A 20265-nucleotide genomic window follows, 5' to 3' on the forward strand; every position below is an offset into this window, starting at 1 on the left:
TGCCATCTTGCAGGTCCGACTTGGTACCCTAGATAGTCGAGTCCCCTAGTCGATTCAGATTTGTTGGGTTGAGACATGTTTGCTGGGGGCAATCGTCAAGACTCTGGTGTGCCGCATTGGCCGCCATTAGAAGACCATCGAAAGAAGTGCACGGCGCGTGTTCAATTCACTCTCTGACCGGTTGACAGCAACCTTCAAGAACCTTCGTGGCAAGGGGCGCCTCACCGAGGCTGATGTTGATGCCACAGTCCGGGAGATCCGCCGCGCCCTGCTGGACGCGGACGTTGCAGTGTCCGTGGTCCGTGAGTTCACCGGCCGCGTTCGCGAGCGTGCCCTGGGCGCCGAAGTTTCGGGTGCCCTGAACCCGAGCCAGCAGATCGTCAAGATCGTCAACGAGGAACTTGTGGAGATCCTCGGTGGTGAGACCCGCCGCATCCGCCTGGCCAAGACCGGACCCACCATCATCATGCTTGCCGGCCTTCAAGGTGCAGGCAAGACTACCCTCGCCGGCAAGCTGTCCAAATGGCTCAAGGCCCAGGGCCACAGCCCCATGCTGGTCGCTTGCGACCTCCAGCGTCCCAACGCCGTCACGCAGCTCCAAGTGGTTGGCCAGCGCGCGGGCGTCCCCGTGTTCGCTCCCCATCCCGGTGCCACCTCCGAGCTGGAGCACCCTGCCGGTGACCCCGTCGCCGTCGCGAAGGCCGGTGTTGAGGAAGCGCGCCAGAAGCTGCACGACGTCGTGATCGTTGACACCGCCGGCCGCCTTGGTGTCGACGCCGAAATGATGGACCAGGCCCGCCGCATCCGTCAGGCGATCATCCCCAACGAAGTTCTCTTCGTGATCGACTCCATGATCGGCCAGGACGCTGTCAACACGGCGATGGCGTTCGATGAAGGCGTCAACTTCACTGGCATTGTGCTTTCCAAGCTCGACGGCGACGCCCGCGGTGGCGCCGCGCTGTCCGTTGCGTCCGTCACCGGTAAGCCCGTCATGTTCGCCTCCACTGGCGAAGGCCTGGACGACTTTGAGCTCTTCCACCCCGACCGGATGGCTTCGCGCATCCTGGACATGGGTGACGTTCTGACCTTGATCGAACAGGCCGAGAAGGCCTGGGACAAGGACGAAGCCGCACGGATGGCGAAGAAGTTCGCCGACCAGGAAGACTTCACCCTGGATGACTTCCTCGCCCAGATGCAGCAGATCCGCAACATGGGCTCCATGAAGAAGATGCTCATGATGATGCCGGGTGCGCAGAACATCCGCCAGCAGCTGGAGAACTTCGATGAGAAGGAAATCGACCGCGTCGAGGCCATCGTCCGGTCCATGACGCCGCACGAGCGCGTTGCTCCCAAGATCATCAACGGCTCACGCCGTGCCCGTATTGCCAAGGGTTCAGGCGTCCATGTCTCCGAGGTCAACGGCTTGCTGGAGCGCTTTGCCCAGGCCCAGAAGATGATGAAGAAGCTGGCCCAGGGTGGCGGCATGCCTGGAATGCCCGGGATGCCTGGCCTTGGAGGTCCGGGCGGAGGCCGCAAGGGAGGCAAGAACGCGCCCAAGAAGAAGGCCCGCTCCGGCAACCCGGCCAAGGCTGCCCAGGAATTGCGTGATGCCGAAGCCAAGCGCGCCAACGCAGCCTCGGCGGCACCCTCCGGTGCAGCTTTTGGCCAGGGTGCGGCCGACTTCGACCCCTCATCGCTCAACCTTCCCAAGGGCTTCGAGAAGTTCCTCGGCAAATAGGCCGTGGCCGGCATCCCAACCGCGTCCGCAGTTGGGATGTCAGGGCCGTGGAATAGGCTGAACCAATGCATAAGCAGCGCGTAGTCTTCGTTCACGGCCTGGGCAGCTTCGGTGCTGCTGCATGGCCGAAACAGCACGGCATGGCCCTGGCTTATGACGCGCTTTTCCTGCGCCGGCACGGCTTTGACGCCGTAGCCGAGCCCGTGGAATCGAGCGTTGCCGCGGACGTGGCCATTGTCATCAACGCCCTTGCGGATTCGAGGGGCGGCCATGTGGTGGCGCACGAGCAAGGTGCCATCTCTGCCATGTTGGCAGCGATCGAACGTCCGGACCTGGTGCATTCGCTGGCCTTGGTGGAGCCTGCTTGCCTTTCCCTGACGGCCGAGCTCCCAGCCACAGCTTCCCACCGTGCCCTCATGGAACCGCTGTTCGATGTGCGGGACCAGCTCAACGACGCCGATTATCAGCGTGAGTATTACCGCCGGGCGTTCTCTGCCGAAACCGGGGGATTGGATTCTCCCGAAGCACGGCGTTCGGCCCGCAGGCTCAGGCTCCAGGCTCCGCCGTGGGATGCGCCGCTGCACATTGTGCCCGGTGTTCCCACCCTGGTCCTCACGGGTGGATGGGAGCCTCTTTATGAGGAAATTGCCGGTTATCTCCAGGAAACCGGCGCCCTCCGCCGAGTCGCAGCGGGAGGACACCGGCCCCAGGACTCTGTGGACGGAGATCACATCATCCGATCCTTTGTTGCAGACGTCGGACGGGCCCTTTCAATCCAGGCTTCCTGAGCCGGCTTTGACGGTGGCCTTGCTTCCCGGCACCTGAGGTTCCGGCAAATAGACCTTTCCGCCCGAGGCCAGGAATTCCTCGCTCTTGCCGCGCATCCCGCTGTACATTTCGGCGATCGCTTCCTGGGCCTTGGCCGACCCGTATTCGTCGCGAATGTCCTGGCTGATGCGCATGGAGCAGAACTTGGGGCCGCACATGGAGCAGAAATGGGCTGTCTTGGCCGGTTCTGCCGGCAGCGTTTCGTCGTGGAAGGCTTCAGCCGTTACGGGGTCCAGCGAAAGGGCGAACTGGTCGCGCCAACGGAACTCGAACCGTGCCTTGGACAGGGCATCGTCGCGCTCATGGGCGCCGGGGTGTCCCTTCGCGAGGTCCGCGGCATGGGCTGCGATCTTATACGTAATGACGCCGGTCTTGACGTCGTCTTTGTTCGGGAGGCCCAGATGCTCCTTGGGAGTGACGTAGCAGAGCATGGCGGTGCCGTACCGGGCGATCTCGGTAGCTCCGATGGCCGAGGTGATGTGGTCATAGCCAGGAGCGACATCGGTGACCAGCGGCCCCAGCGTGTAGAACGGGGCACCTTTGCACAGTTCCTGCTGCCGTTCCACGTTCTCCCTGACCAAGTGGAACGGCACGTGTCCCGGTCCTTCCACCATGACCTGGACATCGAACGCCCATGCGCGCTGCGTGAGTTCGGCCAGGGTGTCCAGCTCGGCAAACTGGGCGGCGTCGTTGGCGTCGGCGGTTGCGCCCGGGCGCAGGCCGTCGCCCAGGGAGAAGGCGACGTCGTATCGGGCGAAGATTTCGCAGAGCTCGTCAAAATGCGTGTAGAGGAAGTTTTCCTGATGGTGCGCCAGGCACCAGCCGGCCATGATGGAGCCGCCGCGTGAGACAATCCCCGTAACCCGGTTGGCCGTCAGCGGGACGTAGCGCAACAGCACCCCGGCGTGGATGGTCATGTAGTCCACGCCCTGCTCGCATTGTTCTATGACCGTGTCACGGAAAATCTCCCACGTCAGCTTGTTGGCTTCGCCATTGACCTTCTCCAGCGCCTGGTAAATAGGGACGGTTCCGATCGGAACAGGGGAGTTGCGGATGATCCATTCACGGGTGGTGTGGATGTCATCGCCGGTGGAGAGATCCATGACGGTATCGGCGCCCCATTGAGTGGCCCACTGCAGCTTGTCCACTTCCTCGGCAATGGAGCTTGTCACGGCAGAGTTGCCGATGTTGGCGTTGATCTTCACAAGGAAGGCTTTGCCGATGATCATCGGCTCGGACTCGGGATGGTTGATGTTGCTGGGAATGATTGCCCGGCCCGCTGCGACCTCGCTGCGGACCAGCTCAACGTCACAGTTCTCCCGCAACGCGACGAACTGCATCTCCGGGGTCACCATTCCCTGCCTGGCATAGTGCATCTGTGTCACGGTTTTACCCTCGACGGCGCGTCGCGGCTCGGGCTTGGCACCCTTCCATTCCGCTGTTGCTTCCCCGCGACGAACCGCCGACCTGCCGTCGTCGAGCAGGTTGCGTTGCCGTCCGCGATAGGCCTCGGTGTCGCCTCGGCGTTCGATCCAGGCTGCCCGGAATGGTTCCAGCCCCATCACCGGATCGCTGCCCGGTCCCGCCGTGCGGTACACCTGGAACGGCTCGTTGGCATCGCCGTTGGGAGAGGGTTCCAGGGCGATTTCCGTCACGGGAACCCGGATTCCATTCTCCGGGTCCTCACGGTAGGCAAGGGAGTGGGATTTCAATGATTGGGTCACGGATTCCGGCGTGATTGCTCCGGTGCTGGATGGAATATCGTCCGTGCTGGACGGGTTTTGGGCAGGGCTGTGCTGTGTACTGGTGGTGTTCAATGGACTGCTCACTTCCTTCGCCGGCATTACCCGGACAGGTTCAACGGTCGCAGACTGCCTCAGTCCGATCTCAGCCCCTGCAAGGGCTCCCGTGTGGTCGTAGACGAAGCTACCACAGCTCCCAACGGGCCCGCAGTCACATGAGCATCCAGCTCCGAAGGCGCCGCTGCGGACTAGGCTTTTCCCATGGCCACCATCGAATTTTCCGGACCCGTGCTCGTCTCAATCAGCGAGGAACGCCACGGAATGTGGTCCGTGGACGGCACTTTGACCTTCGTGCGCCCTGCGAAGGCGCCGGACCGCGTCCTGGATGGCTGGGTCCTGCCCGGCTTTGTTGACGCCCACTGCCATATCGGTTTGGGCGCGGGCGGCGCCGTTGACGAGCAGGCCACTCTTGCCCAGGCCCAAGCTGACCTCGACGCCGGGACGCTGCTGATCAGGGACGCCGGATCACCCAGTGACACCCGGTGGGTCCAGCAGCGTGCGGACTTGCCCCGCCTTATCCGGGCCGGCCGCCACATTGCCCGTAGCCGGCGTTATCTCCGGGGCCTGGGTCATGAAATTGATCCCGGTGACCTCGTGGAGACTGTTCGGAAGGAAGCCCGCGACGGCGATGGCTGGGTGAAACTGGTAGGGGACTGGATCGATCGCGGCGTGGGAGATCTTGCTGCTTCATTCCCTGCCGCAGTAGTCAGGGATGCGATCTCCGCCGCCCACGATGAGGGTGCCAGGGTGACGGCCCATTGCTTTGCCGAGGACACGATCGATGACATGTTGGACGCCAACATCGATTGCATCGAGCACGCCACGGGCCTGCTTCCGCGGCACCTTCCCCGTTTGGTGGAGCAGTCGGTGCCGATCGTTCCCACCTTGGTCAACATCGCCACGTTTCCGGACATCGCCGCACAGGCTGCGCCGAAGTTTCCGCACTATGCAGACCACATGGTCCGTCTGTGGGAGCGGCGGCGCGAGCGGGTGCTTGAAGCCTTCGAGGCCGGAGTGGAAATTTACGCGGGCACAGACGCCGGCAGCGTGATTAAGCACGGCAGGATCGCCGATGAGATGAAAGAGCTGCACGACGCCGGCCTGCCGCCGGAGGCGGTGCTGGACGCTGCAGCGTGGCGTGCCCGGGCGTGGCTGGGAGAGGACGGTATCAGCGAAGGGGCCAGTGCCGACGTCGTGCTGTGTTCGGAGGATCCGAGGCAGGACCTGCAGACCGTAGCCAACCTCTCGCACATCGTCCTTCGCGGTTCTGTAGTCCGTTAGGAATAAATTGAAGCTTCAAGTAATTTAGTTTATGTAAGGTGTCGACGAGCGGCGCCGCGGACCAGGGAGCTTTACATTGACCACACCACTGAGCCAGGATCTTCTGCCGGCCGAACTCACCATGGGCACCGTGATGCTCAAGGTAGGTGACATGAAGGTCATGAGTGACTACTACCAGCGGGCCCTCGGCCTGGAAATCGTGGCCGAGCAGGACGGCGGGCTCTACCTCGGGCGCGTCGGAAAGCCTGTGGTGCACCTTGCGCCGGCGTCGGGCCTCCGGATTCCAGGCCGCGGGGAAGCCGGTCTTTTCCACACGGCCATTCTGTTCCAGGACCAGCCGTCCCTGGCGGCAACGATTGCAACCGCCGCCGAATATGAGCCCCGCGCCTTTGCCGGCAGCGCCGACCACTTGGTCAGCGAAGCGTTCTACTTCACCGATCCCGAGGGCAACGGCATTGAGCTGTACTACGACAAGCCCCGCGAATCCTGGCAGTGGGATGGCAAGAACGTGGTGATGGACAACGTGGCCCTGCCGCCGCAGAGGTTCCTGCAACAGCACCTCAACGAAGCTGCAGTCACCGGCCAACACCAGGCGGCGGCGGGAATCGGACACGTCCACTTGCAGGTGGGCGACGTCGACACTGCACGGAAGTTCTACGTGGAGACCCTCGGCTTTGAGCAGACCGCAGGCTGGCATGGGCAGGCGCTGTTCGTCTCCGCCGGTGGCTACCACCACCACATGGCGATGAATGTCTGGAACAGCCGTGGCGCCGGACCCCGGAAGGACACGCTCGGCCTCGGTGAAGTACTCATAGAGGTTCCTGGCGCAGACGACATCGCTTCCCTTGCAGATCGACTCAAAACCGCCGGGGTACAGAACCATCACACCGGTGCCGAGCTTCGCTTCGAAGATCCTTGGCGGAACAAGCTGCGGGTAGCGGTCCGCTAAGCTGCGGCGCGCGTGCTGCACTAGGCTGGACGGTGATGGCGCGGAACCGTTCGGGTTGCGTGCCGCCGCCCCGTCAGCACGAAGGAATGAGAGTACTTTCCATGGGCTTTGCCGAAATCTTTGTAGCCACCCACGATGAAGCACTCAAGAGGGCAGCCGCCCTGGACAAGGGCGCGGATGTCACCGGCCCTGCCGTAAGGATCGAGGGCATTACCGACTTCGAAGTGGAGCAGTTGGGAGACCTGGCCGGCCAGGCAGTCCACGCAGCCGGTGCCGACTACGAACTCGCGCTGGTTGACGTCACCAGCGATGCCCTCCTGGGCGTTCCTGAGGCCATGGTGACGGCTCTGGCCGAACTGCTCACCTATGAGAGCGAAGGCGACGCAAACGTCCTCGACGACGTTGCTGCCGCCTGGGCCGCCCAGGACGATATGCCTTTCGACGCCGCCCAGTCCCGCCAGTACGTCCAGCAGTTGGCTGCCTTGGCAACCGACGTTGAAAAGGTGGAGCGTTCCGGACTCTACGTCTGGTCCGAATAGCCGCGGGCGCGGGTCCGGGCGTGCCCTTGCTTGCACTGCAGGTGGGCAACAACACACCGGCCCGCGGGGCGTAAGTCGTATTTGCTCCGGGCATCTGGCACAATAGACAGGTACTCGATCGGTGCGGCCCCTCTCTCCGTGCTCGTATCTTGTCCTTCGAACCGTCCAGTATGGCCCGCCCCACGGGTGCAGAACGTCGGGTTCACCTCGTTTCAGAAACAGGAGTGACCACAAAAGTGGCCGTAAAGATTCGCCTTAAGCGCTTCGGTAAGATGCGCGCACCGTACTACCGCATTGTCGTCATGGATGCCCGCGCCAAGCGCGATGGCCGTGCCATTGAAGAAATCGGCAAGTACCACCCCACCGAAGAGCCGTCGTACATCGAGGTCGCTTCCGAGCGCGCCCAGTACTGGCTTTCCGTTGGCGCCCAGCCGACCGAGCAGGTTGCCGCGATCCTCAAGATCACCGGTGACTGGCAGAAGTTCAAGGGCCTCCCGGGCCAGGAAGGCACCCTGAAGACCAAAGCTCCGAAGGAAGCCTTCGTAGCACCGGAGAAGGGTTCCGTCATCATTCCGGAAGCCATCACCAAGAAGGCCAAGAAGGACGAAGCGGAAGCTCCGGCCGAGGCTGAAGCAGAGACCACCGAGGCTGAGTAAGTTGCTGGCAGAAGCGCTCGAGCACTTGGTCCGTGGGATCGTTGACAGCCCTGAGGATGTCAAGGTCAGTGCCAAGAACAACCGCCGCGGGGAATCCCTTGAGGTGCGTGTTCACCAGGAGGACCTTGGACGGGTGATCGGCCGCCAAGGACGGACCGCACGTGCATTGCGCACTGTGGTTGCGGCCTTGGCTGGTGGCGAGCAGGTCAGGGTCGACGTCGTCGACACCGACCGTCGCCGGTAACGCGCTCAGCACTGCTTGTCTTAAGTCCGGCCCCTTCACCGAATATGGTGGAGGGGCCGGATTGCTTTATCCACCATTTCACAACCGTGGCTGCCCGGCGGCGCGGGCACAACAAGAATTCAGAGGAACCCATGCAGCTCCAGGTGGCACGGATCGGCAAACCCCACGGTATCCGCGGCGAAGTGACCGTACAGGTACTTACCGACACACCGGCCGAGCGCTTCGTACCAGGAACCGAGTTCATCGTGGAGCCTGCCTCGGCGGGCCCCTTGACCATCCGCAGTGCCCGGTGGAACAAGGACATCCTGCTGTTGGGTTTCGATGAGATTGCGGACCGCAATGCGGCTGAAGTCATCCGTGGTGCCAAGCTCTTCATCGAAACCGAAGAACTTGAGGATGAAGACGATGACGAAGGCTGGTACGAGCACGAACTCGTTGGCCTCGATGCACGGGTCGGTTCACAGGTAGTCGGCAAGGTCGCCGCCCTGAACACCATGCCGGTCCAGGACCTGTTGATGGTCAAGACGGACGATGGCAAGGAAATACTGGTCCCCTTCGTCGAGGAAATCGTGCCGGAGGTCAACGTTGAGGACGGCTACATCCTGATCACTCCGCCTGACGGGCTCTTTGAAGTCAATGATGACAACGCCGGAGAGCCCGCGGACGGCGCAGGGGATGAATCCTGAATGAGGATTGATGTTGTCAGCATCTTCCCGGAATACCTCGCTCCGCTGGAGCTCTCCCTCATAGGGAAGGCCCGCCAGGACGGTCTGCTCGAGCTCAACGTCCATGATTTGCGCGCCTTCACCACCGACAAGCATCGGACTGTGGATGACACGCCCTATGGCGGCGGAGCCGGAATGGTGATGAAGCCTGAGCCGTGGGCCCAGGCCCTTGAATCGGTGGCAGGGGCCAGTGAAGGCTCCAAGCCGGTTCTGATTGTTCCCTCGCCGGCGGGGGAGAGGTTCAACCAGGCGCTGGCTTATGAGCTGGCAGAGGAAGAGCAACTCGTCTTCGCCTGCGGGCGCTATGAAGGAATCGACGAGCGGGTCATCGACTGGGCGCAGGACCACTTCACTGTCAGGCCGGTCAGCCTGGGCGACTACGTGCTCAACGGTGGTGAAGTGGCCGTGCTGGCCATGGTCGAGGCCATCGGCCGGCTCCTGCCCGGAGTCGTGGGCAACCCGGAATCCCTGGTTGAGGAGTCCCATTCCGATGGCTTGTTGGAGTACCCCGTTTACACCAAGCCTTCGGCATGGCGTGACCATGACGTCCCTGCCATCCTGCTCAGCGGCAACCACGGAAAGATCGCCCAGTGGCGGCGCCACGAGCAATTCCGGCGGACCGCAGAGCGCCGCCCGGACCTTTTGGAAGAGTTCGACGCCGGTGCGTTGAGCCGCGCTGACCGCAACGCCCTCGCTGAGCTTGGGTACGACGTCATCGAGGGCCGCCTGCGTCCCCGGCCCGGTGGCGACGCCACAAACTGAGGTCCGCTGCCGCCGTCGAACGTTCAACAGTCCCGGCAGTTGGCCCGACGGCAGCGCATATGGCAGAATTAACCCTTGTGTCTACTGGGCTGACACCTGCCACAGGGGGAGTTCAGCCAACAGTCGGACAACCCGGCGGCGCCAATCAGTGGCGGAGCCGGACACTAAGAAACTTCGGCGGAGATTTCCGGTTGCCTTTTGTGCCCCGGGCTTGTCTGCCGTAACCCAAAGTGAATGACCTGTGGCGTTCACCAGGAGTGGATTAATGCATATCCTCGATAGCGTAGATGCAGCCTCGCTGCGTAACGATGTTCCCGAGTTCCGCGCGGGTGACACCCTCAAGGTTCACGTCAACATCATCGAAGGCAAGAACTCCCGTGTCCAGGTATTCCAGGGCTTCGTCCTGGGCCGCCAGGGTGACGGCGTTCGCGAAACCTTCACCGTGCGCAAGGTTTCCTTCGGTGTCGGCGTAGAGCGTACCTTCCCGGTACACTCCCCGATCATCGACAAGATCGAGGTCGTCACCAAGGGTGACGTCCGCCGCGCCAAGCTTTACTACATGCGCGCACTGCGCGGTAAGGCTGCGAAGATCAAGGAAAAGCGCGACTTCGCCAAGTAAGTCCTGCGACTTACCAACGGGTCCAGGATTCGTGCCCGGTAGTTCCGGAGCAATCCGCAACGCAACAGGGATACGAGTCATGGACACAACAGAACGCCAGCCCCGGAAACAGGGCTGGCGTTTTGTTTTCCTGGCACTGGTCCTGGCCATAGCCATCAGTGGACTGGTCCGGTCGCTGTGGCTTGACGTCTACTACATTCCGTCCGAATCCATGGAACCCCTCCTCGGGACGGGGGACAGGATTTTGGTGTCCCGGACAGCTTTCACTTCCGAACCTATCCGCCGCGGTGACATCGTGGTCTTCGACGGCCGCGGCTCGTTCGCTCCGCTGAGCAGTGGACAAGGCCCGTTCGTTGACGCCGTTTCTGCCGCAAGCCAGTGGTTCGGGTTGACCGGCAGTGACACCACGTACGTCAAGCGGGTCATCGGAGTTGCAGGAGACCATGTCCAGTGCTGCGATTCAGGCGGCCTCCTCACAGTCAACGGCCAGCCGCTTGAGGAACCCTATGTTTATCCCGGGGATGAAGCCAGTAAGCAGAAATTCGATGTCGTAGTGCCTCAGGGCCGCCTCTGGCTCATGGGTGACCACCGCTCACGTTCTGCCGACTCCCGTGGGCTGCTGGGCGCACCGGGCGGCGGTATGGTTCCTGTGGAACGAGTGATTGGCCGACCGGTCCAGATCATCTGGCCACTTGATAGATTTGCAGAAATGCCTCGCTCTCCGCAGGCCGAAATATCGAAGAACGGACAGTAGATGCCGGACAAAGCTCCAGAGAATCCCGAGCGGTACGACGACGACGCCCGGGCCTCGGACGGAACGGCAAGTACCGCCGGAGTGGCTGGTTCCCGCCTGCCCGATGACGGTTCCAGTGCGAACGCCGAGCCTCCAGTTGCCGCAGCCGGCAGCAACGACGGCAAAGGCGACACCCCCGGTGGCGCCCACGCGCTGGAGAAGCCCCGCAAAAATCCTGTACTTGTGTGGGTCAAGGAGATCGTCACAGTGGTGGCCATCGCGCTGGTGCTGTCCTTCCTCCTGAAGACGTTCCTTTTCCGGGCGTTCTACATTCCGTCGGAATCCATGGAAAGCACCCTGGATGTCAACGACCGCATCTTCATCAACCTCCTGGTTCCTGAGCCCTTCGCACTGCAACACGGCGACGTCGTGGTGTTCAAGGACTCCCAGAACTGGCTGACGCCGGTTGCCAAAGAGCCTGCCGGCCCCATGGACTGGGTAGGGGATGCCTTGGAGTTCGTGGGTTTGGCGGCCGACAACACCGATCAGCACCTGGTCAAGCGCGTCATCGGTCTTCCCGGGGACCATGTAACCTGCTGCGACGCCCAGGGGCGCGTCAGCGTCAACGGGGTCCCGCTGGAGGAGACCTATATCAATCCGGCCGAGATACCGCAGCCAAACCCTTTCGACATCGTTGTTCCGGAGGGCAAAGTGTGGGTGATGGGCGACAACCGAAACCACTCGGCCGACTCCCGTGCCCACCAGGAGACCAGCGGCGGGTTCATTAACATCGAGGACATTGAAGGCCGCGCCACGGTCATAGCCTGGCCCGTCAACCGCTGGACCTACCTCGACAACTTCCCGGACGTCTTCAAGGACGTCCCGGCAGGAACTGCAGGGAAATAATGGCCAGGGCAATCACAGACCCGGAGGGCAAGGCTGCAGGCAAGGCCCCTGCCGTGTCCACGGGTTCGGCCGCAGCCCTGCCCACGGGGCGGACCGCAGCAAGGTCCACGGGCTCGGCCCCCGCCAGGAACAAGGCCAAGTCCGGCGGCAAGTCAAAGCCCAAGGCAAAAAGTCCTGTTGGTTTCCCCACCCTCGAGGTGGAGCGATCCTTCCTGTCGCCCGGAGTACGGTTGCTGGCCGGCGTGGATGAGGTGGGGCGTGGAGCCCTTGCCGGACCTGTCAGTGTAGGAATTGCCGTGGTCAACCTTGAGGATCACGGATTGTTGGCCGATGTCCGGGACAGCAAGCTGCTCAAGCCGGAGGACCGTGACAGGTTGGAACCCCTGGTCCGTGATTGGGCCGTTGCGTCGGCAGTGGGTCATGCCTCGTCACGGGAGATTGACGATATTGGCATCATTGCCGCGTTGCGCCTGGCAGGCACGCGTGCCTGGTTGGAGATCCTGGAAGGTGGCATTACTCCCGACGTCGTCCTGCTCGATGGCAGCCACAACTGGTTGTCGCCGGACGTCCAAGCCTCCCTCTTTGATGAGCCCGCGCTCGGGCCGTGGTGCGAAGCCCCTGTGCATACCCGGGTCAAAGCGGATATGAGTTGCCTCAGTGTCGCCGCTGCCAGTGTCCTGGCCAAAGTGGCCCGGGACCGTATCATGGTGGACCTTCACTCCGAGGTCCCTGCCTACGGGTGGAACGAAAACAAGGGATATGCCACCTCCGCCCACAGGGACGTGATCCGGCTGCAAGGGCCCAGCGCTTATCACCGGACCAGTTGGAACCTGACGGGGCCGGAGACCGACTGAGCGAGCCCGAGAGGTACCGCGCCTGGTCTGGCCGCTGCACGCAGGGCCTCGGTGGCGCGTCCCGGCCGGGAGATAGTGCAAGATGGAACTATGAGCGCCGAGGACCTTGAGAACTATGAAACCGACATGGAGCTGCAGCTCTACCGCGAGTACAGGGATGTTGTCGGGCTGTTCAGCTACGTGGTGGAAACAGAGCGCCGCTTCTACTTGGCCAACCATGTAGACCTTCAGGCACGCAGCGCAGACGGGGAGATCTACTTCGACCTGACCCTGCAGGACGCGTGGGTATGGGACGTCTACCGTTCGGCCCGTTTCGTGAAGAACGTCCGAGTTATTACCTTCAAGGATGTCAACGTCGAAGAACTGCCCCGCAGCGAAGACCTGTCCTTGCCCAAGGATGGCGGGCTGGGAGACCTGGGAGATCTCGGCAACTAGCGTGTGAGCCTTCCTCCACAGCATTGATCCTGGCGGGTTTACCCACATAGCCCCGTGTGCCCCTGCCGTTTGCCGCCTCCAGCCGGAAGGCTGGTAAGCGGAGGTGGTGGTCATGAGATCAAAAGACCTGCTGGGCCGGAATGGCGAAGCATTGGCGGCCGGTTTCCTGGAAACACAGGGAATGCGGATCGTCGACCGGAACTGGCGATGCCCGGACGGTGAAATTGATATCGTCGCGATCGACGGCGACACCCTGGTGGTGGCGGAAGTAAAGACCCGCCGGAGCCTGGACTACGGACATCCTTTTGAAGCAGTGGGGACGGCCAAGTTGGCCCGGCTCCACCGCTTGGCTTCTGCCTGGTGCCGTGAACATGAGCTGAAGGCACCGCGGAGGCGCGTTGACGTCGTGTCAGTAATTGACAACGGCGAGGACGAACCGGAGCTTGACCACTTGCGGGGTGTGGGCTGAGTGGGCGTGGGTCGCAGCTACTGCGTAGCGCTTGTGGGCCTCAACGGCTACATCGTGGAGGTTGAGGCAGATATTGGCCAGCCGTTGTCTAATAAATGACACATGTACTCGCGTGTGTTCGCTATGAGGTGAATGACATATGTGTAATTAACCGTCGTTTCACCGGGTGAAATGCCCTTCCCAACACTAAACTTGTGATATTGGGCCGGAGCGGCCTGCCCGATCGACCAAATGGGGATATAGATGCCAAGTGCCGAGATCGAAGCTATGGGGGCCATCGAAGACGCCTTCGTTCCGCTAGACGACGATACCCGGGCAAGGGTCCTCGCTTGGGCCTATGCCAAGTATGCGTCAGCGTCGGAGCTGACGGGGCGGTCTGCGCAGCAGCGGCAGAGTGAAGCTGAAGCCGAACCTGCAGTGATTATGGGTGAACTGGAGCAGGAGCCGGAGGCCCCGGCTATAGACCGGTTCCAGCACTTCGCCGAGCTTTATGCCCACTGCAACCCGTCCAGCCGTGCGGAACGTTTTTTGGTTGCCGCGTACTGGTTGCAGGTAAAGGCCGCAAAAGAGTCGTTTGGTAACCGCGAGATCAACGTACTCTTGAAAGACCAGGGCCACGAGGACGCTAGCCTCAATAAGATCGTCGATTCCTTCCGTAACAAGACGCCTAAGTTCATAATCCAGCTAGGCGGCGGTGCTGCGGACAAGTCGCGTCGGGTGTTGAAACTCTCTCAGCCGGGCCTCAAAGCGGTGGAGGACATGGTCAGGAATGCCGGTTGACGCTAAGGCGGCACTCTCCGCCCTCCCGGCCGGATTGGCGGCGGACGTGCTGTCGGCGTTTACCGAAGTTGTGACCAACTTCGAGCAACACAGGTGGGAACCGTCGGAACTCAACGGCGGCAAGCTGTGTGAGGCTGTATTTACTACGGTTGACGGCTACCTGTCTGGCACTTACTCACCGCGTGCCGTGAAGCCCCGCAACATGGTTCAGGCGTGCCAAGGGCTGGAACAGAAGTACCCGCAGGCAGTTCGTTCGGCGAGGATTCAGATCCCTCGGATGCTGATCGGCTTGTACGAGATACGGAACAACCGAGGCGTCGGTCATGCCGGGGGTGATGTCGACCCCAACCAGATGGACGCCACCGTTGTCCTCTACATGAGCAAGTGGCTCGTCGCCGAACTCGTCCGGCTCCTCCACACGTGTAGCACGCAGGAGGCGGCAGACGTCGTGGAGGAGTTGGTCGAACGGCAAATCGCCCTGGTGTGGCAACGCGGCGACAAGAAGCGTGTGCTTCAGGCCGGCCTTTCCCGTAAAGAGCAATTGCTCCTGCTCTTGGCGGGGGTGACCGATGCAACGGAAAGCGAAGTGATTCGCTGGATGGAGCATGGTAACAAGCACAACCTGCGCAATCAGACGCTGCGGCCCCTCCACAAGGCTCGATGGATTGAGTTTGACGAGGGAGACGGCACCCTCCGTTTGCTGCCGCCGGGCATCGAGGAAGCGGAGAAGCTCATCAAGTCGCTGCAACGGTGATAACCGCTGTTACGCTTCCCTCATGGGGACGATACAGAAGCCGACCGGCTTGCTGAAAGGCGCGGATCAGGACGTAAATGCCTGGTTGGATCTTCCTGCCTTACCAGGGCTGAGGAGGCTCGCCAGGTCCCTTCTTCGAGAGGTTGCGCCGTAGATGTTCAGCACCGATATTGGCGCACTTTTCACCTCCCCAGACTGGGGAAGCGTTCCGGATTGGCTAGCAGGCGTTGGGACGATTTCCGCTGTTCTCGTTGCTCTCCATTTGGGTCGACGGGACGGTAAGCGTTTGAGGGAGGAGCGCGAGGAAGCGAAGGCCGATCGAGAGGCGGCAGCGAGAGAGCGGGCGGAGTTTCGTCAGCAACGAGAAGCGGAACTGACTGCCGCGAAGCGGAAGCTTGCAGCCCAGGTTACGGTCGTTAACGAGATACACAGGGCCGGGAAGATTCGCTACGATACGAAATTACTTTGGAAGGTTCACAACGGCGGAGAAGAACCTATTTCGAAGATTGTTATAGCTCGACGGGAGATGCATCCGGACGCCGACCCCCTGACCACCCTTCATGCGCAGTGGCAGAGTATTGAAGCAGGTGGCATCCGCGAGATCTTGACTCCCTTCACAGGGGACATGGCGCTTCCTGAAAGCGAGGTCCAGTTCACGGACGGTACTGGCGTGCGTTGGCAGCGCAAAGACTCGGGCGAATTAAGGCAATTGGCAGAGGACGACCCGGAAAACATTCGAGTTCGAAGTTTCCCTATCCCGTACTACGTGGTTCCCGCCGAGGATGCACCCTTGAACGATAAATAGCCCCTCCGCGAAGCCATTGGGGTTGGCTCGCCGGAGGGTTACTTCGCTCTCAGTACTGAAGAATTGGGCTAGCAGACTGTCGGGCGCGGCGTTCGACTCGTTGGACTAGGAGGATCTCGGACTCGCCGAGTACACGCTGGGCAACTGTGGCGGAGCAGTAGCTGAAGTGGGGAGGAGGGCTGTCAGGAAGGCCTCGACGCGATTCCGCGCGGGCGTCGCCGAAGACGAGGCCGTTCTCGGCGCTCTATGTGAAGAGCGCGGCGGGGTCATTCTTGTGGTCGACTCGGGTGGCGCGCTTATCTGAGTTGGAAGTTGGAATCGAAGGAGGAGTCGTTTTCGTCGTTGCGGGAGATGGTTGAGAATGACCCAGAAGCTACCCGGGTCAAGATGCTCAATCCGTTGTCGTAAGGGATATAGGCTGCGCACATGGGATTCATAAGACGACTCTTGGGGCGCTCCTCTTCATCCGATACAGTCGTGGCGCACGCGGAACGAGACGCCGTCGAGGTAAGCCAGGAGCTCACAGATGCTTATATAGCAGCGTTGTCAGATGCGCCCCTGTCTTCCTCGATAGAGCCGATACGTGAAGCTCTGCAACGATCCAGCAACCGACCCGAAGAACTCCCAAAGAGGGAGGAGAGAGAGCAGTCGGCGAGGGTAATGAGAGTTCTTCTGCCGAAGCGTTCATTGAGCATCCTCGAACTCAGCGGGATCAAATCAGTCCGGACTCGCGTTGTCGGCCTCTCCTACTGGATTCCGGACTCCGCGAGGGGAAGCTATGCCGTTAACGAGTACCTTTTGGTTCGTGAGCCAGAGAACGAATGGGATGTGAACGCCGTTGCGGTTTATGGCAAAGGTCGGAAGATTGGACATCTCTCAGCGGCAAAAGCGGCAGCGCTGGCACCGATCTTTGACGCGCTCGACTACGACGCCTTCAAAGTAGGCGGGGCATCGGTTTCCCAGAATTCGTCCAGCCTTTGGGTCGATCTTCCGGCTCTTCCGGCGCTTAGGGCCTTCGTGAAGAGCGCCGAGCTCCAGCAGGATGCGGCCGGTTCTGGAGTGCCCGCTGACAAATGAATAAAGGCCCCTCTCGCAGCCTAGGAAGTAAGTTCCTGGGCTGCGGAGGGGCCTTTTGTTGTAGCGGCTTCTAGCCGTTCTGTTGCCGAGATTCCCATCGCGAGCGCCGGGCGTTGAGCTTTGTGCAGCGGCGGCAAATTGAGTTTCGTCGCCCTCCGCTCCGCCGCCGGAACTGGGACACGAGGCGCGGACCGCACTGGGCGCATTCTTTGATTTCAGGGGTTACAGGCATAGCGCTGGTTCCTTTCAGGTCAGCTAGAACGGGGCTTTGGCGGGAGCCAAGGCAGCGCGGGCGTGGGATTCGGCAGTGCGCCGGACGAGGCTCGCCGCTGCTGCAACGTGCTGGGCTAGGGGCGATTCCTGGCGGGTCGCTCGTGCGGCTTCCCAGCTCGCCCCGTGAAGCGGTAGAGCACGGACGGCGTCCGCTGCTGCCCTGACGATTCCTACGGCGGCGACCTCGGCGGGGCTTAGTTCCAACGGGCCCAGGGACTCAAGCGACGCCGAGCGGAGCGGGGGCGCGGGTACAGTCTTTCGACGCGCCATTACTTAGACCACCGCGAGCGGGCAGCTTTACGGGCAGCGCGGGAGACAGAGGGGCGAACGCCGTTTTCTCCTGGCGCTTCGCCGTCTTCGAGCCGGAGGTCAAGGAGCCCGAGGAGGCGGACCAGGATTGCCCGTTGCTGGCGTGCTTCAGCGAGCAGAGGTGACGGCCGTCCGCCGACGACGGGGCCGGTCGAGCGGATCTCGTCCTCGATGATGCGGAGAGTGTCGATCGTTTCGGCGGCCTGCAGCAGGGCGGCGAGCTCGGGAAGGGTGAGCTCGAAGTCTTCGAGGGCGGCACCGTAGAGACTACGGCCCGCGTCGCCGAGGTGGGCAGGTATTTCAGTCATCGGGAGCCTTTCGGTTAGAAGCCGCGCACTCGGCCGGGGCCGTGGGTGGCGGTTGTGGAGCTGTGCGGTGTGTCGTGGCCTTCATGGTCAGGGGTAGCGCCCCGGAAGCAGTCCCAGCACTTGCCGAAGCCGCGCCGGGGGAAATCGGAGACGTAGAGGAGTCGGCCGCAGGGGCCGGTGCAGCGTTGCAAGATTGGTTCCTAGGGTTTTGAGGGTCGAAAACAGGGCATTTGCGCTCGAAAACACGGCACGCACGCTTTGCCAGCGGCGCTATGCCTCTTCGGGAGAGCGGGAGGGGGCGGGGGGAGGTGACCCCCAGGGTGGAGCTCAGTCGGCGGGGATCATTCCCGGATGGGGCCCGTAGGTGCTCGGGGTACGGATGGAGCCGACAAAGCCACCGGAGCGGCCGGAAGCGGCTCGGCGGATCTGGGCAACCTCGCGGGCGGTCAGGTAGACGCCGGAGGTATCGGTCAGGCCGACGGAACGCTCGCCCAGGGACTCGTTTTCGATCCCTCGGGGGTTTTCAAACTCGCGCCGGGCGGCCTTCAGGACGACGAGGCGGACCACCTTCGGGCAGTCGGTTTCCCACTTGGCGGCCTTCGTTTCGGAGGCTTCAGCCAAGGCCAGGATCGCGGCGTCTTCGAGAGCCTTCTCGGCGCGGCTCTTGTCGACTCCCTCCAGCGAGCCCGGAACAAGGCCCAGGCGTTGCTCTAGCTCGCTAACGATAGGGGGGAGGGAGCTAGGCACGCTGACAGTCACCGGCGTTCTTGCGGCGGGCGGCGCTTCGCCGTATCAGGTGGGACATACCAGCGCTGCCTGCAAGCGTCGTTGTATCGCCGGTCGGTGCGGGCGTCAGCGAGGTTGGACGGTTTGAGGGAATCTTTGGTGCGACGATGCCGTGGAGCTGGCGGCGTACGCGGCGTTTGGCGGACAAGAGACTAAGCCCTTTCGTGAGAGTTTCTGAGGGAATGCTGAAGGGGGCCTCAGCAACGAGGCCCCCTTGATTGGTGGGATTAGGCAGTCAGGACGCGGACGGCGCCGCCGTTATCGACGAGGGAAACGGTGCCGTCCTCGTTATCGACGGCGAGAGGCATAGCCTGGACGCCGACGAAAGCCGAGACGAGGGAACGGTCGGCGGCCACGGTCCCGTCGAAGGAGCGGATGTAACGGAGGCTGAAGCCGGACTCGGAGACGCTCGCGCCGAAGGGGGCGCCGTCAGGCACACGGGGCGCGCGGACAACCAAGGCGAAGGCCTCCTTGATGAAACCAACGATCTCGTCAGCCGCGAGTCGTGTCGATTCGACGATCTCGAAACCGCGCACCTTGCCACTTTCGTCCCAGGTTCCGGCTGGGCCGTCCAGAAGATCGGCGTACACGGCGCTTCCTACGGCGGCGATCAGCGGCGCCTCGGTTGGAACGCCGTTGTCGCGCAGTTCCTTACGCATCTGCGTGAAGGTCTTCGCCGGAGTGGCGGCCGAGTAGGTAATTGTCGCTGTTTCCGGGGTGGCCTTCATTGCCGACGCGACGGCACGCTCCACGTGCTTGACGATCGCAGCCGCCTGGGGGAGAAGCACCTGAGCGGTGTAGTCCGTGATTTCCAGATCAAGGTCGCCGTCAGACAGCACGACGTTGTCGTAAACGTGGTCTGTCAATTCGACGTCGATGCTCTGCTCGGCGATCTCGTCCGACACGAGCGGGGTCGACGTGTCGTAGATGCCCCTTGTCTGGGCGGCTACGGCGCCGGGAACACGGATCTTGACCGTGTTGCCCTTACCAGTAGCAAAGTCGGCCTCTAGGTCGCGGTAGACCTTTCCGGCGAGGTTCAAGTCCTGACCTACGATAGCGGCGGCCGTGCGGGCAATGTTGTCAGCAGTAAGGAAGGTGTTTGTCATGTGTGCTCCTTTGAGCGTCTAGGGGGGTGAGGGGAGCCGCTTTTTAGCGGGGGTTGGCCCACTGTGGGCCGAAAACTGTAGGCAACACGGATAACTCAGGCCGCTTCAAGAAGTCGCCGCGCCTCTCGGGCGAGATCCGCAAGGCTGGCAGGGTCAGCGCCGGAGGCCAGCGCGGCAGTCTGCCTATCCAGTAGGACTAGGGTTCGTTCGACGCGTTCCCTACGGAGTGCACGTGAACGCCGTTGGCGGCAGCGTTCCGAGCACGTCTCGCGGCGGCGTCCCGTTACGAGGTGTTTCTTGCAGACGGGGCAAAGCAAGGGCGTCTCCTTTCGGCGACCAGGCAAGGGCAATGTCACAGTTGAATGTCTGGAAAGGCCCCGCTCGTCAGTAGAGCGGGGCGGTGATCGGACAGGCGGAGCTCAACACATTGCTGTGGAACTCAACGCCTGTCCGGCAGCGACTCTTGACGTCCCCCTGAAGCGTGAGCGTCGCTGAAGAGGGCAGGCTAGATCCTCTACCTATAGAGA

Annotated in this window: 24 protein-coding genes and 1 riboswitch; of the genes, 19 read left to right on the forward strand and 5 right to left on the reverse strand. The window is 62.2% G+C overall.

All coding sequences use genetic code 11. The annotated features are described in order from the left end of the window. The first annotated feature begins 157 nt into the window (after positions 1–157). Positions 158–1738 carry a signal recognition particle protein gene (gene ffh / locus BLQ01_RS04455; protein ID WP_091550278.1) on the forward strand — a complete coding sequence of 527 codons (1581 nt, stop codon included), beginning with the start codon at positions 158–160 and terminating at the stop codon, positions 1736–1738. 65 nt (positions 1739–1803) lie between these two features. Continuing rightward, positions 1804–2526, forward strand: coding sequence for an alpha/beta fold hydrolase (locus BLQ01_RS04460; RefSeq protein ID WP_026546039.1), 723 nt, complete (start codon positions 1804–1806; stop codon positions 2524–2526). On the opposite strand, the gene thiC is transcribed toward BLQ01_RS04460, so the two are convergent. After that, positions 2509–4383, reverse strand: coding sequence for a phosphomethylpyrimidine synthase ThiC (gene thiC / locus BLQ01_RS04465; protein WP_091550280.1), 1875 nt, complete (start codon positions 4381–4383; stop codon positions 2509–2511). The genes BLQ01_RS04460 and thiC overlap by 18 nt on opposite strands. Further along, positions 4379–4486, reverse strand: a riboswitch (TPP riboswitch). Its footprint overlaps the gene before it by 5 nt. Positions 4487–4569: 83 nt before the next feature. On the opposite strand from thiC, the gene BLQ01_RS04470 reads away from it, so the two are divergent. The 17 genes from BLQ01_RS04470 to BLQ01_RS04550 all read left to right on the forward strand — a co-directional run bounded on the left by BLQ01_RS04470 (position 4570) and on the right by BLQ01_RS04550 (position 16956). Further along, a complete protein-coding gene (locus BLQ01_RS04470; RefSeq protein WP_091550282.1) occupies positions 4570–5649 on the forward strand; it encodes an amidohydrolase family protein in 1080 nt (359 codons plus the stop codon). 121 nt (positions 5650–5770) lie between these two features. Beyond that, positions 5771–6598: a VOC family protein gene (locus tag BLQ01_RS04475; protein WP_051420718.1), complete on the forward strand. Its 828-nt coding sequence runs from the start codon at positions 5771–5773 to the stop codon at positions 6596–6598. A gap of 101 nt (positions 6599–6699) precedes the next feature. Beyond that, complete coding sequence (locus BLQ01_RS04480; protein ID WP_026540263.1) at positions 6700–7137, forward strand: hypothetical protein; 438 nt, start codon at positions 6700–6702, stop codon at positions 7135–7137. A gap of 236 nt (positions 7138–7373) precedes the next feature. Further along, entirely contained in the window at positions 7374–7793 is a 420-nt protein-coding gene (gene rpsP / locus BLQ01_RS04485) for a 30S ribosomal protein S16 (RefSeq protein WP_017199647.1), read from the forward strand. A gap of 1 nt (position 7794) precedes the next feature. Next, positions 7795–8037, forward strand: a complete 243-nt coding sequence (locus tag BLQ01_RS04490) for an RNA-binding protein (protein ID WP_011775119.1) — start codon at positions 7795–7797, stop codon at positions 8035–8037. 131 nt (positions 8038–8168) lie between these two features. Beyond that, positions 8169–8723, forward strand: coding sequence for a ribosome maturation factor RimM (gene rimM / locus BLQ01_RS04495; protein WP_026540264.1), 555 nt, complete (start codon positions 8169–8171; stop codon positions 8721–8723). Beyond that, positions 8724–9524, forward strand: a complete 801-nt coding sequence (gene trmD, locus BLQ01_RS04500; protein WP_026540265.1) for a tRNA (guanosine(37)-N1)-methyltransferase TrmD — start codon at positions 8724–8726, stop codon at positions 9522–9524. 265 nt (positions 9525–9789) lie between these two features. Continuing rightward, positions 9790–10143, forward strand: a complete 354-nt coding sequence (rplS, locus tag BLQ01_RS04505) for a 50S ribosomal protein L19 (RefSeq protein WP_014922079.1) — start codon at positions 9790–9792, stop codon at positions 10141–10143. A 79-nt stretch (positions 10144–10222) separates the two neighbouring features. After that, positions 10223–10897, forward strand: a complete 675-nt coding sequence (gene lepB / locus BLQ01_RS04510) for a signal peptidase I (protein ID WP_026546035.1) — start codon at positions 10223–10225, stop codon at positions 10895–10897. Next, positions 10898–11782, forward strand: a complete 885-nt coding sequence (gene lepB / locus BLQ01_RS04515; protein WP_091550283.1) for a signal peptidase I — start codon at positions 10898–10900, stop codon at positions 11780–11782. A gap of 197 nt (positions 11783–11979) precedes the next feature. Then, complete coding sequence (locus tag BLQ01_RS04520) at positions 11980–12636, forward strand: ribonuclease HII (protein ID WP_223945464.1); 657 nt, start codon at positions 11980–11982, stop codon at positions 12634–12636. Between the two features lie 90 nt (positions 12637–12726). Further along, complete coding sequence (locus BLQ01_RS04525) at positions 12727–13071, forward strand: DUF2469 domain-containing protein (protein WP_026540269.1); 345 nt, start codon at positions 12727–12729, stop codon at positions 13069–13071. A 103-nt stretch (positions 13072–13174) separates the two neighbouring features. After that, the gene (locus tag BLQ01_RS04530) at positions 13175–13540 is read left to right on the forward strand and encodes a YraN family protein (protein ID WP_175493332.1); all 366 of its coding nucleotides are present in this window, start codon (positions 13175–13177) and stop codon (positions 13538–13540) included. Positions 13541–13783: 243 nt separating this feature from the next. After that, complete coding sequence (locus BLQ01_RS04535; RefSeq protein ID WP_091550285.1) at positions 13784–14320, forward strand: hypothetical protein; 537 nt, start codon at positions 13784–13786, stop codon at positions 14318–14320. Further along, positions 14310–15074, forward strand: coding sequence for a hypothetical protein (locus BLQ01_RS04540; RefSeq protein ID WP_091550287.1), 765 nt, complete (start codon positions 14310–14312; stop codon positions 15072–15074). The genes BLQ01_RS04535 and BLQ01_RS04540 overlap by 11 nt, the downstream gene beginning before the upstream one ends. Before the next feature lie 154 nt (positions 15075–15228). Beyond that, positions 15229–15879, forward strand: a complete 651-nt coding sequence (locus BLQ01_RS04545; RefSeq protein ID WP_091550288.1) for a hypothetical protein — start codon at positions 15229–15231, stop codon at positions 15877–15879. 426 nt (positions 15880–16305) lie between these two features. Continuing rightward, positions 16306–16956: an HIRAN domain-containing protein gene (locus BLQ01_RS04550; RefSeq protein WP_091550290.1), complete on the forward strand. Its 651-nt coding sequence runs from the start codon at positions 16306–16308 to the stop codon at positions 16954–16956. Positions 16957–17211: 255 nt separating this feature from the next. On the opposite strand, the gene BLQ01_RS22055 is transcribed toward BLQ01_RS04550, so the two are convergent. The 4 genes from BLQ01_RS22055 to BLQ01_RS04565 all read right to left on the reverse strand — a co-directional run bounded on the left by BLQ01_RS22055 (position 17212) and on the right by BLQ01_RS04565 (position 19738). Continuing rightward, a complete protein-coding gene (locus tag BLQ01_RS22055) occupies positions 17212–17499 on the reverse strand; it encodes a hypothetical protein (RefSeq protein WP_139183434.1) in 288 nt (95 codons plus the stop codon). Then, entirely contained in the window at positions 17499–17846 is a 348-nt protein-coding gene (locus BLQ01_RS04555) for a hypothetical protein (protein WP_091550291.1), read from the reverse strand. The genes BLQ01_RS22055 and BLQ01_RS04555 overlap by 1 nt, the downstream gene beginning before the upstream one ends. Before the next feature lie 327 nt (positions 17847–18173). Next, positions 18174–18593, reverse strand: a complete 420-nt coding sequence (locus BLQ01_RS04560) for a hypothetical protein (RefSeq protein ID WP_139183435.1) — start codon at positions 18591–18593, stop codon at positions 18174–18176. 266 nt (positions 18594–18859) lie between these two features. After that, positions 18860–19738 (reverse strand): P22 phage major capsid protein family protein, encoded by an 879-nt coding sequence (locus tag BLQ01_RS04565; RefSeq protein ID WP_091550294.1) that lies wholly within the window; start codon positions 19736–19738, stop codon positions 18860–18862. Positions 19739–20265 lie beyond the last annotated feature (527 nt).

The organism is Arthrobacter sp. UNCCL28 (genome assembly GCF_900102805.1).
Taxonomy (GTDB): Bacteria; Actinomycetota; Actinomycetes; order Actinomycetales; family Micrococcaceae; genus Arthrobacter; species Arthrobacter nicotinovorans_A.

What these genes read in the sequence shown, in the direction of transcription:
- BLQ01_RS04565 (WP_091550294.1), bottom strand. Translation starts at nt 19,738, where the DNA reads ATGACAAACACCTTCCTTACTGCTGACAACATTGCCCGCACGGCCGCC.
- BLQ01_RS04545 (WP_091550288.1), top strand. Translation starts at nt 15,229, where the DNA reads ATGTTCAGCACCGATATTGGCGCACTTTTCACCTCCCCAGACTGGGGA.
- BLQ01_RS04480 (WP_026540263.1), top strand. Translation starts at nt 6,700, where the DNA reads ATGGGCTTTGCCGAAATCTTTGTAGCCACCCACGATGAAGCACTCAAG.
- BLQ01_RS04460 (WP_026546039.1), top strand. Translation starts at nt 1,804, where the DNA reads ATGCATAAGCAGCGCGTAGTCTTCGTTCACGGCCTGGGCAGCTTCGGT.
- BLQ01_RS04470 (WP_091550282.1), top strand. Translation starts at nt 4,570, where the DNA reads ATGGCCACCATCGAATTTTCCGGACCCGTGCTCGTCTCAATCAGCGAG.
- trmD (WP_026540265.1), top strand. Translation starts at nt 8,724, where the DNA reads ATGAGGATTGATGTTGTCAGCATCTTCCCGGAATACCTCGCTCCGCTG.
- lepB (WP_026546035.1), top strand. Translation starts at nt 10,223, where the DNA reads ATGGACACAACAGAACGCCAGCCCCGGAAACAGGGCTGGCGTTTTGTT.
- rplS (WP_014922079.1), top strand. Translation starts at nt 9,790, where the DNA reads ATGCATATCCTCGATAGCGTAGATGCAGCCTCGCTGCGTAACGATGTT.
- BLQ01_RS04535 (WP_091550285.1), top strand. Translation starts at nt 13,784, where the DNA reads ATGCCAAGTGCCGAGATCGAAGCTATGGGGGCCATCGAAGACGCCTTC.
- BLQ01_RS04540 (WP_091550287.1), top strand. Translation starts at nt 14,310, where the DNA reads ATGCCGGTTGACGCTAAGGCGGCACTCTCCGCCCTCCCGGCCGGATTG.
- BLQ01_RS04555 (WP_091550291.1), bottom strand. Translation starts at nt 17,846, where the DNA reads ATGACTGAAATACCTGCCCACCTCGGCGACGCGGGCCGTAGTCTCTAC.
- BLQ01_RS04550 (WP_091550290.1), top strand. Translation starts at nt 16,306, where the DNA reads ATGGGATTCATAAGACGACTCTTGGGGCGCTCCTCTTCATCCGATACA.
- BLQ01_RS22055 (WP_139183434.1), bottom strand. Translation starts at nt 17,499, where the DNA reads ATGGCGCGTCGAAAGACTGTACCCGCGCCCCCGCTCCGCTCGGCGTCG.
- BLQ01_RS04525 (WP_026540269.1), top strand. Translation starts at nt 12,727, where the DNA reads ATGAGCGCCGAGGACCTTGAGAACTATGAAACCGACATGGAGCTGCAG.
- rimM (WP_026540264.1), top strand. Translation starts at nt 8,169, where the DNA reads ATGCAGCTCCAGGTGGCACGGATCGGCAAACCCCACGGTATCCGCGGC.
- lepB (WP_091550283.1), top strand. Translation starts at nt 10,898, where the DNA reads ATGCCGGACAAAGCTCCAGAGAATCCCGAGCGGTACGACGACGACGCC.
- BLQ01_RS04475 (WP_051420718.1), top strand. Translation starts at nt 5,771, where the DNA reads ATGGGCACCGTGATGCTCAAGGTAGGTGACATGAAGGTCATGAGTGAC.